This is a genomic window from Streptomyces niphimycinicus (assembly GCF_018883605.1).
GTDB classification, from domain to species: Bacteria; Actinomycetota; Actinomycetes; order Streptomycetales; family Streptomycetaceae; genus Streptomyces; species Streptomyces niphimycinicus.
This window is the reverse complement of the sequence record NZ_JAHLEM010000030.1, coordinates 1-11,782: the sequence shown is the minus strand read 5'-3', so window position 1 is coordinate 11,782 and position 11,782 is coordinate 1. Positions and strand designations below refer to the sequence as shown.

The 11,782-nt window shown below is 68.7% G+C and carries 7 protein-coding genes and 1 pseudogene; 6 read left to right on the top strand and 2 right to left on the bottom strand.

Translation table 11 applies throughout. From position 1 onward, the window contains the following. On the top strand, positions 1–668 hold a 668-nt coding region (locus KN815_RS03755), incomplete at its 5' end, for an AfsR/SARP family transcriptional regulator (protein ID WP_216340144.1). A 75-nt stretch (positions 669–743) separates the two neighbouring features. On the opposite strand, the pseudogene KN815_RS03750 reads toward KN815_RS03755, so the two are convergent. Further along, positions 744–1,763, bottom strand: a pseudogene (locus KN815_RS03750) (tryptophan halogenase family protein); the annotation flags it as partial. After that, on the bottom strand, positions 1,649–2,101 hold the full coding sequence (locus KN815_RS49965; protein ID WP_253208735.1) for a tryptophan 7-halogenase: 453 nt from the start codon (positions 2,099–2,101) through the stop codon (positions 1,649–1,651). The gene KN815_RS49965 and the pseudogene KN815_RS03750, both read right to left, overlap by 115 nt. 198 nt (positions 2,102–2,299) lie before the next feature. Between KN815_RS49965 and KN815_RS03745 the strand changes: the two genes are divergently transcribed. The 5 genes from KN815_RS03745 to KN815_RS03725 all read left to right on the top strand — a co-directional run. Then, positions 2,300–2,632 carry an ArsR/SmtB family transcription factor gene (locus tag KN815_RS03745; protein ID WP_216340142.1) on the top strand — a complete coding sequence of 111 codons (333 nt, stop codon included), beginning with the start codon at positions 2,300–2,302 and terminating at the stop codon, positions 2,630–2,632. After that, positions 2,629–2,919, top strand: a complete 291-nt coding sequence (locus KN815_RS03740; RefSeq protein WP_216340141.1) for a hypothetical protein — start codon at positions 2,629–2,631, stop codon at positions 2,917–2,919. Before KN815_RS03745 ends, KN815_RS03740 begins: the two co-directional genes overlap by 4 nt. Positions 2,920–3,029: 110 nt before the next feature. Then, positions 3,030–5,264 (top strand): MMPL family transporter, encoded by a 2,235-nt coding sequence (locus KN815_RS03735; RefSeq protein ID WP_216340139.1) that lies wholly within the window; start codon positions 3,030–3,032, stop codon positions 5,262–5,264. A 140-nt stretch (positions 5,265–5,404) separates the two neighbouring features. Beyond that, the gene (locus KN815_RS03730; protein ID WP_216340137.1) at positions 5,405–5,620 is read left to right on the top strand and encodes an MbtH family protein; all 216 of its coding nucleotides are present in this window, start codon (positions 5,405–5,407) and stop codon (positions 5,618–5,620) included. Between the two features lie 16 nt (positions 5,621–5,636). Then, positions 5,637–11,782 (top strand): non-ribosomal peptide synthetase (locus KN815_RS03725; protein WP_216340134.1); only part of this gene is annotated, 6,146 nt, incomplete at its 3' end.

The window sequence follows — 11,782 nt, the reverse complement described above, 5'->3', positions numbered from 1 at the left end:
GGGTCGTCTCTGACTCTGACCTGGGGGAGGTCCTGTGGGGGAGGCGGCCTCCTGTCACGTACCAGGCGCAGATCTACACCTATGCCTCTCGGCTGCGCGGTCATCTGCGTGACGGTGCGACGATCATTCGGCGCGGCCACGGATATCGAATGGAGAGAGGGGACGCACGTTTCGATCTGGATGAATTCGACTTATTGGCCAAGGAGGGTCGATCCGCGGCGCGCGAGGGGGATGCCGAAAGGGCGGCGTCCAGTTTCCGTGCCGCACTCGCTCTGTGGAGCGGTCCCACCCTCACCGCGGTGACCGAGCGGCTGGTCGAGAACGAACGGACCAGGATCGAACTGGCCCGCATGGAAGTACTGGAAAGCCGGATCGATGCGGACCTGGTGCTGGGACGGCATCACGAGCTGATCGGGGAACTCTCGCAGATGGTGAGCGCCCACCCGCTGCGAGAGACGTTCCGGGCCAGACTGATGATCGCTCTGTACCTGAGCGACTGGCAGGCCGAGGCCTTCGAGACCTTCCGTGCGGGGTGCGCCCTGCTGCGGGAGCAGCTGGGGGTGGATCCGGGGCCGGCGTTGCGAAGCGCGCATCAGGCGATCCTGACCGCCGACTTCGAGCAGGTACTCCCCTTGCGGGAGGGGCTGGTCGTTGGTCGGACGGGGTGACATCACGCCGTACCGGTCGCGGTGGGGGCACCTTCCGGGTGCCGCCACCGCGTGGCGATGACGTGTGTGCCCGGATCAACGGCCGTGCAGTTCCCGCAGGTGCTCATAGGTGGTGGGGAGTTCCTTGAGGAGCGTGGCCTGCTTCTCCTTGATCTGTGCGAAGACGGCCTCGGCTCCCTGCGACGCCTCAGGGCGGAACGCCATGGACGGGAGCGGGTGATCGGGAAGCTGGTCGAGGCCGGAGAAGCGCAGGCCCGTCCGATACGCGGCGATCTTGTGCTTGATGTCGTCCGCGAGTTCGAGATCCTTGCAGGCGCGCCAGAAAGCAGTGTCGTTCCGCGGGGCCAGGGTGTAGTGGGCCTGCAGGAAGTCGCGTGAGTCGTCGAACATGGTCTCGATCTCACGGTTGAACGAGTCGATCAGGGCGGGATCGAACCGCCTGTCGGGGAAGTGCTTGGCGAGTTGGTGGAGCGCGGCGGTGATGAAGTAGATGCCGGTCGGCTCCAGTGGTTCGAGGAAGCAGGACGACAGGCCGATACTGACGCAGTTGCGGACCCACGCACGCCGGTTCCTGCCCCCGCGGAACCGTATGTGGTTGAGCGGCTGCTCCCGCGGGTCGAGCCCCCACAGTGCGCAGAACTCCTCCGTCGCCTCGTCCTGTGTGGCGAACCGGCTCGAGTAGACGTAGCCGGTGCCGAAGCGGCCCAGCATGGGGATCTTCCAGGTTCAGCCGGAGCTCATCGCGATGGACGAGGTGTAGGGCTCGACGCCGTGTATGGCGTCGTCGTGCGGCACGGCGGTCGCGACTGCGCTGTCGTTCAACAGATGGTCGCTCATGTCCAGGAACGGCTCGCGCAGCGCCTTGTTGATGAGCAGCCCCCGGAAACCCGAGCAGTCCACGAACAGATCGCCTTCGATGACGTGACCGTCCTTCGTGCGCAACGCCGTGATGTGCCCACGCTGGTCGATGTCGGCGTCGGTCATCTCTCCCTCGATCCGGACCGCACCCTGTTTCTGCGTGGCGAATCGGCGGAGGAAGTCGGCGACGAGCTGGGCGTCGAAGTGCCAGGCGTAGTTGGTCCACCGGGACCCGTCGGCATGCCGCGGGGCCGAGTTTCGCGTCCATGACTGGAGGCTCGCGAAAGCAGGTTTAGTCGTACGGCTCGTTCGGTCAGGCCGCCCTGCGTGGGGAGCAGACCGAAGAGGTGGTAGAAGTGGCCGCTTCCGGAGCCGAGTTGTCGAGGTGCTGACTCGCCGCGGCCGGCCGTGCGCCAGTTGACGAACTTGATGCGCATCTTGTAGCTGGCGTTACACTCCCGCATCCATTCGTCCTCGGAAAGTCCGAGGAAAACGAAGAATGTCTTGTGCAGGTTGGGTGCTGTTGCCTCTCCGGCTCCGATCCTGGGAATACTCTTCGATTCCAGTACGGTCACGCTTGCTCCGATTGATCGTTAGTCCTCGTAGATTTACGACTCTTTTCGAGGTGCCGATATGGCGGCTATTCCGGCTATCCGGGGGTCGACCGGATGATCGTCACGCGCCCGCCGCATCCGGACCGAAGCCTCCGGTGGGTGACATGCGTCCTGGCATGTGCTAACTTCAGTTGGCAGGTGCCTAGGTAAGGAGGGCGCATGACGGTTGACGAGTCTCCGGGAGACCGGTTGCTCCAGGTGCTGGCCACCCTGGCCAACCCGCACCGATTGCGTGTGCTGGCGGCCCTCACTGGCGAGCGGCAGTACGTGAGCGAGCTGGCACGCGAGCTGGGGGTGAGTAGGCCCCTGCTCCAGGTGCACCTGCGCAAACTCGAGCACGCCGGCCTCGTCTCGGCCTCGATGGAGGTCTCGGAGGACGGCAAGGCGATGAAATTCTACGAAGTCGTTCCGTTCGAGGTGCGACTGACGCCGCAAGCGATCGCTGAGGCGGCCACCACTCTCAGCACACCAGTGAAAGGAACAAGCGTATGAGCTCCAGTGACTGGCAGGAGATCATCGGCGTCATCGGAGTTTTCATTCTGGTGATCAGCGTGGTCACGGTGGGCATCTGGCAGCTCGCCGCGACGTGGAGGGCAAAGGCTCAACTGGCACGAGAGAAGGAGTATCGGTCCATCGCCGACCGGGCTGTTCTGGTGCAGGAGGGGATGGAGCGCCAACTGGCCGAGATCACCGGACAGTTAGGGCAGACCCGGGGCCAGCTGGATTCGATGCAGGAGCGACTGGAGTCGCTCGAACGCATCCTCAAGGACGTTGAGTAGCAAGCTGTTCCAGGTCGCCGAGGGGCAACTCGGCGACCTGGTGAGAACGAGCGTCACCTCGCCGCTGGGCGAGTTCCTGTGGATCACTCATTCTTGAAAGGAATTGTCTCATGCCCCGGAGCGAGTCAGAGGCGCCACCGCGTCACCGTGACGAGCAGCGTGAGCGCCCCGCGGTGCCGCGTATCCAGCGTTTGGTGGCGTGGTCCATCGGCCACCGGGCCAAGGCGCTGCTCGGCTGGCTGGCCCTGGTCTTAGTCGCGGTCGTCGCCAGCGGACTGGTGCCCGGCGACGACGCACTCGGACGGGACCCCGGCGAATCGGGGCAGGCGCAACAGGTCCTGCGCGATCAGGAGAGCTACGAACCGTCGTTGGAGAACGTGCTGATCCAGCGAAAGGGACCGGAGAGCCGGGCGTTCGCCGACGATACCGGCATGCGCGCCGCGACCCAGGACCTGGTGACGACACTGCGTGGTCTGCCCGGCGCCGTGGCCGATCTGCGCTCTCCCCTCGACGACAACGCTCAGGTGTCCAAGGACGGCCACTCAGGGCTGGTCACCTTCTTCGTGGCCGGCCCCAACAAACAGATGTCCGAGCACTTCACCGCCGTCGTCGACGCGGTGGCGAAGGTCGAGAAGCGCCACCCGGAGATCCGTCTGGCCCAGGCTGGCGACCGGAGTCTGAACCGTGCCGTCGACGACGGGGTGCAGGACGACTTCGGCCGCGCGGAGACCTTCTCGCTGCCTCTGACGGCCGTGATCCTGCTGATCGTGTTCGGCTCGCTCCTCGCGGCGTCGATTCCGCTGTTGCTCGCCGCGACCACGTCCATCGCCACGTTCGGGCTGATGGCCGCCATCGGCAAGGTGATGTCGGTCAACAGCGCCACCTCGTCGATGATCCTGCTGGTGGGCGTCGCGGTGAGCATCGACTACTCGCTGTTCTACCTGCGCCGGGAACGTGAGGAGCGGGCTGCCGGAAAGTCGGTCGGTGAGGCGCTGCAGATCGCCGCACGCACCTCGGGCAGGGTCGTCATCGTCGCCGGTCTCACCGTCATCCTGTGCATCGCGGGCCTGCTCTTCACCGGCCTCGACAACTTCCGCGGCCTCACGGTGGGCACGGCTGTCGTGGTCGGCCTGGCCGTGCTGGGGTCGGTCACCGCGCTGCCCGCGCTGCTCGCACTGCTGGGCGACCGGGTCGAGAAGCTGCGGGTCCCGTGGCTGGGCAGGCGTCGTACCGCGGCCGGCAGGTCGAAGGTCTGGTTCGCGGTGGCGCAGGCCGTCGTGCGCAGGCCCGTGCTGTGGGGTGGCGCGGCCGTGCTGGCGCTGCTGGTGATGGCACTGCCCGCGATGGGCATGCGCCTACAGGACGCGGGCCCGACGAACAGTCTCCCGCGCAGTGTGGCCACGGTGGACGCGGCCGCGCGGATGCAGGAGACCTTCCCCGGAGCGGCGTCCCCGGCGAAGGTGGTCGTCTCGGGCGATGTGTCGCGTGCGGCCCTGGACCGGTCGATCGAGCAACTGCACGGCCAAGTGGCCTCACACGCGGACCTGTTCGCCGAACCACTGTCCGTGCAGCGGGTCGACAACGTGACGGTCGTGCGCGTGCCCCTGGCGGGCGGGGGCACCGACGACCGGTCGAACCGGGGGCTGGAAACCCTGCGCAAGGACGTGCTGCCGGACACCGTGGGGAAGATTTCCGGTGCCGAATTCGCCGTCTCGGGCCGGACCGCCTTCGCCTACGACTTCACGGAGCGGGTGCGGGACTCCATGCCGATGGTGTTCACCTTCGTCCTGCTGCTGGCTTTCGTCCTGCTCGCCGTGGCTTTCCGTTCGCTGGCGATTCCGCTCGTGTCGATCCTGCTGAATCTGCTGTCGATCGGTGCCGCCTACGGCGTGCTGACCTGGATCTTCCAGGACGGCAATCTCAGCTCCCTGCTGGGCTTCCACTCCTACGGCGGCGTCGTGGACTGGATCCCGCTCTTCATGTTCGCCCTGCTGTTCGGCCTGAGCATGGACTACCACATCTTCATCCTCAGCCGGATTCGCGAACGGTGGCTGGCCGGCGTGTCGACCCGGTTCGCCGTTGTCGATGGCATCGGGGCCAGCGCCGGTGTCGTCACCAGCGCCGCCGCGATCATGACCGGGGTGTTCAGCGTCTTCGTCCTGCTCAGCGCGATCGAGTACAAGATGCTCGGCGTCGGCATGGCGACAGCCATCCTCATCGACGCGACCCTCGTGCGGGGTGTCCTGCTGCCCGCGGCCATCGCGCTGCTCGGCGAGCGAGCGTGGGTCCTGCCCGGCGTGCGCAGCGCACGGCGGCGCACCAGCGTCCTCGGCTCCACTTCCTGATTCGACGACCCGCGCCCCGGACCGTGCACCGCACGGTCCGGGGCGTTTTGTCTGTGGTCCGGATAGGCCGCGTATAGGCGGAGTATCGGCGCTCGGAGAATTCTCTGGAAATCCCAACATCTGTGCGTAAGGAGTCTCCGGTGGCCGAAGACGAAGACCAGATGTATCGCGTCGTGGTCAATCACGAGGAGCAGTACTCGATTTGGCCGGTCGACCGTGATCTCCCGGCCGGCTGGTCCGCGGAAGGAACCGAAGGAAAGCGCGCGGACTGCCTGTCGCACATCGGCGAGATATGGACCGACATGCGGCCGCTGAGTCTGCGGCGCCGCATGGAAGCCGCCCCGTCCGAAGCCTGAGCCGATTGGAATCGCCATGAGCAGCGCGGAGCGCGAGCACACTGAGACGCGGGAGAAACTGCGGAACGAGTTGTTGCGTCGTCGGCTGCGCAACGGCACACGCGCGGCAGGGAACGCCATCGGCCGGGCCGACCGGTCGAGCCCGCTGCCGCTGTCGTTCGGACAGCAGCAGATGTGGGTCCTGCACCAACTCGACCCGGACAGCCCCGAATACCTGGTGCCGCTCGCGTTCCGGCTGCGCGGTGAACTGAACACCGAGGCGCTCCGGACCGCGCTGGGAGACCTGGTGACCCGGCACGAGGTCCTGCGCACGCGCTACGCACTGAACGGTGCCGAGCCGGTGCAGATCGTCGACGAGCCGTCCGCCGTCCAACTGCCCGTGGAGGACGTGGACGGCTCACGGCTCGACGAGACCGTCACCCGCCTCGCGAGCGCTCCGCTCGACCTGCGGCACGAATCGCCGCTGCGCGCCCGGCTGTTGAGGGTGGGTCCCGACGACCACGTACTCGTCCTGGTCTTCCACCACATCGCCTTCGACGCGTGGTCGGCAGGTGTCGTCACCACCGAACTGACCGAGTTCTACGCCGCGCACGCGAGCGGACGAGCTCCCCTGCTCGCACCTCTGCCGCTGCAGTACGCGGATTTCGCCGCATGGCAGCACGCGGAGCTGGCCGACGGCCGCCTCACCGCAGACCTGAACGAGTGGATCCGTCGGCTCGACGAACTGCCCTTGGTGGAGCTGCCGTTCGACCGGCCGCGCCCCGAGCGGCGCGACAGTGACGGCGCCGTTGCCGAGTTCACCCTGTCCCCCCGGCTGACCGAGCGTATACGGGGGTTGGCCGCACAGTGCGAGACGACGCCGTTCGTCGTGCTGCTCACCGTCTTCCAGCTCTTCCTCGCCCGGTACACGGGACAGACCGACATCCCGGTCGGCACTGTCATGTCCGGCCGGACTCGCCCCGAGTTGCAGGGGCTCATCGGCTACGGCATCAACAGCCTCGTCCTACGCGGCCGTTGGACCGGAGATCCGACGTTCCGGGAGCTGGTGGGGCAGGCCAAGGACACGGTGGCCGATGCCTACGACCACCAGTCCGTGCCGTTCGCACTGCTGGTCGACCGGCTGCAGCCGACACGGGACATGTCGCGCACCCCGCTCTACCAGGTCGCCTTCACCCTGCACCAGCGTGGCGAGGGCACCGCCGTCGAGCTGCCGGGACTGACCTTGGAGCCCCACCGGGCGACGGGCGAGATCGCCAAGGTCGACCTGGAGCTGCAGGTCGACGAGGGCACTGACGCCTTCAGGGGCCAGTTCGTCTACGCCACCTCGCTCTTCGACGCCGACACGGTGCGGCGCATGGTCCGGCACTTCGAACAGATTCTGGCCGGCGCCGTCGAGAACGACAGCGTCCCGGTGTCCCGGCTCGAGGTCATGGACGCGGCCGAGCGCTCCCTCCTCGTGGGCGAACCGGCTCACCAGGAACCGGTGACCTCGTGCGTGCACGAACTGTTCGAGGCCCAGGCCGAGCGCACCCCCGACGCGCCCGCCGTGGTCGCGGGCGGCACCTCGCTGTCGTACCGCGAGGTCAACACCCGGGCCAACCGGCTGGCGCACCGTCTGCGACGCCTCGGTGTCGGACCCGAGTCCTTGGTCGGCGTCTGCCTGGAACCCGGCCCCGACCTGATCCCGACGCTGCTCGGCGTGCTGAAGTCCGGTGCCGGCTACGTGCCGCTCGACCCGGTGCACCCGCGAGACCGGCTGGGCTACACGCTGTCCGACGCCGATGTGGACCTGGTGGTGACCGACACCGCGGGTGAACTCCTTCTCGGACCCGTCTTCACCGGGCGGTTCGTCGTCCTGGACCGTGACCGCGAGGACCTCGCGGGGGAGTCGGGGACGAACCCCGTGGCCGGGACGGACCCCGCCAACACCGTCTACGTCATCTACACCTCCGGCTCGACAGGGCGGCCGAAGGGGTGCGTGCTGTCGCACGACAACGTGGTGCGCCTGATGCGCACGGCCGACCAGCACTACACGTTCGGCCCGGACGACGTGTGGACGCTCTCCCACTCGTTCGCCTTCGACGTCTCGGTCTTCGAGATGTGGGGCGCGCTGCTGCACGGCGGCACGCTTGTCGTCGTTCCGAGAGAGGTCACGCGGGCACCCGACGAGTTCCTCGACCTCCTGGTCGCGCAGCGGGTGACGATGCTCAGCCAGACACCGTCGGCGTTCCGGTCGCTGGTGTCCGCCGCCGCCGAGGACGATCCGCGGGTCCCGCAGCTCGCGCTGCGTGCGGTGATCTTCGCGGGGGAGAAGCTGGAGATGGCCCAGCTGCGCCCGTGGGCCGAGCGGTTCGGCACCCGGCGGCCGCTGCTGGCCAACATGTACGGCATCACCGAGACCACCGTGCACACCACGTTCCATGCCGTCGGCGCGGACGACATCGCCGACGGTGTGGACAATCCGATCGGTGTCCCGCTCGGCGACCTCAAGATCCATCTTCTGGACGCGCAGGGCGACCTGGTGCTCCCCGGGGCGCCGGGGGAGGTCCATGTCGCGGGCCCCGGCGTGGCCCGCGGCTACCTCAACCGGCCCGCGCTCACCGCGGAACGGTTCGTACCCGATCCGTTCGGGCCGCCGGGATCACGGATGTACCGCAGCGGCGATCTGGCCCGCCGCCGAGACGACGCCCTCGCGTTCCTGGGCCGGTCCGACGCGCAGGTCAAGATCCGCGGGTACCGGATCGAGCTCGGCGAGATCGAGTGGGCGCTCACCGCCCATCCGGACGTCCGTGACGCGGTGGTGGTCATCCGGGAGGACACACCGGGTGCCAGGCAATTGGTCGCCTATCTTGCCCCCGTGGGCGAGACCGCCCCGGAGCCGGCCGACCTGCGCGCCCTGCTGGGACGGGACCTGCCGGAGTACATGGTGCCGACCGCGTTCGTCACCCTGGCGGCGCTGCCGCTGACGGCCAACGGCAAACTCGACCGGCGCGCCCTGCCCGCCCCGGCGTCGGACTCGTACGCCCGCAACACCTACGTGGCGCCGAGGACACCTCTGGAGGAGCGGGTCGCCGCCGTATGGGCCGAGGCCCTCGACGTCGAACGGGTCGGCGTCAAGGACGGCTTCTTCGAGCTCGGCGGTGACTCGCTGCACGCGGTGGCCCTGGTGGGGCGGCTGCGCTCGGAGGGCTTCGAGCTGTCCGTCCGCGACGTCTTCGACCGGCGCACCGTGGCCGAGCTGTGCGAGCTGCTGTCGACAGGGCAGGCCGGGACCGCGGCGACGCGGCTCGTGGAGCCCTTCGAGCTGGTCGCGGCGCAGGACCGGGCGGAGCTGCCCGACGGGGTCGTCGACGCGTACCCGCTGTCGCAGATCCAGACTGGCATGGTCATCGAGATGCTCGCCCAGGACGGCGCCAACAACTACCACAACTGCAGCAGCTTCCGGATCCTCGACGACCGGCCCTTCGCAGCGTCGGCGTTCGAGCAGGCCGTCCGGCTCGTCGTCGCCCGCCACGAAATGCTGCGCACGTCCCTGCACCTCACCGAGTTCTCGGTGCCGATGCAGCTCGTGCACCGCAGCGCCACCGCGGTGGTCACGGTGCGGGATCTGAGCGCTCTGGCACCGGCCGAACGCGAGGAGGCCCTGCGGGAGTTCGTGCGGGCGGAGCGGGCGCGGCCGTTCGATCTGCCCCGGCCGACGCTGATGCGGTTCCACGCCCACGCGACCGGCGACGGCTCTTGGTGGATGTCCATCACCGAGTGCCACCCGATCATGGAGGGCTGGAGCTATCACTCCCTCTTCATGGAGCTGTTGCAGGCCTACCGACGGATCCGTGACGGGCTCGAGCCCGAGCCGTACGAGCGGCCGGCCGTCCGCTTCGCCGACTCCGTCGCCGCCGAACTGGCCGCGCTGCGTTCCGCAGAGGACATCGCGTACTGGCGGGACGTCGTCGAGCGGTACCCGGGCTTCATGCTGCCGGACGGCTGGGGCAGCCCCGAGCAGCCGCCCGTCACCTGCCGCACCCACATCGGCTGGGTCGACCTCGAGCCCGGCCTGCGGGCGCTGGCGCGTGAGGCGAAGACGTCGCTGAAGAGCGTCATGGTGACGGCGTTCCTGAAAGTGCTCGGTCAGCTGACGGACGAGAAGGAGTTCCACGCCGGACTCGTCTACGACGTACGGCCCGAAGCACTTGGTGTCGAACGCGTCTACGGGATGTACCTCAACACCCTGCCCATACCGTTCACCCGCCCGTCGGGCACCTGGGTCGACCTGGTGCGGCAGGTCTTCGACCGTGAGATCGCGTCCTGGCCACACCGCCGGCTGCCGCTGCCCGCGGTGCAGCGGCAGAGCACCGAGGCCCGCCGCCTCATCGACGTGTTCTTCAACTACCAGGACTTCCGGCAGGTCGACACCGACCTGGTCGACAGCACCGCCGGTATCGACGACAGCCCGACCGAGTTCCCGCTCACCGTCTCCGCGCGCGCCCAGCGCGTCTTCCTGACGGCCGACTCACGGGTGCTGAACGCCGCCAACACCGAACGCGTCGGAGCCCTGTTCCGCGCGGTGCTCGAGGCGATGGCCACCGATCCGCGGGGCGAGGCCGGCGTCTCGTTCGTGTCCGACGAGGAACGGGCGCTGCTGCTCGGCGACTGGGCGGTCAACTCGGCCGAGCCGGTGACCCGTTGCGTATACGAGGACTTCGAGGCACAAGCCGCCCGGACGCCGGACGCCGTGGCCGTTCTCGCCGACCGCACGCCGGTGTCGTACGCCGAACTGGACGCGCGGGCCAACCGCTACGCCCACTGGCTCCGGGCGCTGGGCGTGGGCCCGGAGTCGGTGGTCGGCGTCCTCCTGGACCGGGGAACGGACCTGGCCGCGGGTCTCCTCGGGACGGGCAAGGCAGGCGCCGCCTACCTGCCGATCGACCCGGGGTTCCCGGCGCGTCGGATCGAGCAGGTGCTGGCCGACTCCGGCGCCACCGTGCTACTCACCCAGACCGCTTACGCGACGGGCCTCGACTTCGCGGGCCGGATCGTGTGCGTCGACGCGGACCCGGATGCCCTCGGCTCCTGGCCCGCCACGGCACCGGAGCGACAGGCCGATCCGGACGGGCTCGCCTACGTCATCTACACCTCCGGCTCGACCGGGCGTCCCAAGGGCGTGCAGATCACCCACCGCGGTCTGGCCAACCATGTCCGGTGGGCCGTACGGGAACTGGCGTCGCAGGGTGAGGGCGGCGCGCCGCTGTTCTCCTCGGTCGCGTTCGACCTCGTGGTGCCGAACCTCTGGGCTCCCCTGCTGGCCGGTCAGGCGGTACACATGGTGCCCCAGGACCTGGACCTCAGCGCGCTCGCCGGATACCTCGCCGAGGGTGCGCCGTACAGCTTCATCAAGCTGACCCCGGCGCATCTCGAAGTGCTGACCATGGGGCTGTCCCCGGATCAGGCCGATCGTCTCGTGTCGGTGCTCGTGGTCGCCGGCGAGGCGCTGACCCGCCGGGTGGTCCGTGAGTGGGCCGAACGTGCGCCGTCCGTGCGGATCATCAACGAGTACGGCCCGACCGAGGCCACGGTCGGTACCTGCGTCCACCCCGTCGACGGCCCCGTACCGTCAGAGGTGGTGCCCATCGGCAGGCCGCTGCCGAACGTGACGATGTACGTGCTCGACGACCGGCTGGAACCCGTCCCCGCGGGGGTGCCCGGAGAGCTGTACGTCGGCGGCACGGGGGTCGCCCGCGGGTACGCGGGGCACCCTGGCCTGACAGCGGAACGGTTCGTCCCGGATCCGTACGGGGCGCCGGGCGGGCGCCTGTACCGCTCCGGTGACCGGGTCCGCGTCGGCGCCGACGGCGCGGTCGAGTTCCTCGGCCGGGGCGACGGCCAGATCAAGATCCGCGGCTACCGCGTCGAGGCCGGCGAGATCGAGGAGGCGATCGCCGAGCACGCGCCGGTCGCGGACGTCCGTGTGCTGGCGCGCGAGGACGCCTCGGGTGGAAAGCAACTCGTCGCCTATCTCGTCCCCGTGGCCGGCCGGACCGTCGACATCGCCGAACTGCGCCGGCGCCTGCAGCGGAGCCTGCCGAGCTACATGGTGCCCGGGGCGTACGTCGGGCTCGAGGCGATGCCGCTCAACGCGAACGGAAAGCTCGACCACCGTGCCCT

What these genes read in the sequence shown, in the direction of transcription:
- KN815_RS03740 (WP_216340141.1), top strand. Translation starts at nt 2,629, where the DNA reads ATGAGCTCCAGTGACTGGCAGGAGATCATCGGCGTCATCGGAGTTTTC.
- KN815_RS03745 (WP_216340142.1), top strand. Translation starts at nt 2,300, where the DNA reads ATGACGGTTGACGAGTCTCCGGGAGACCGGTTGCTCCAGGTGCTGGCC.
- KN815_RS03735 (WP_216340139.1), top strand. Translation starts at nt 3,030, where the DNA reads ATGCCCCGGAGCGAGTCAGAGGCGCCACCGCGTCACCGTGACGAGCAG.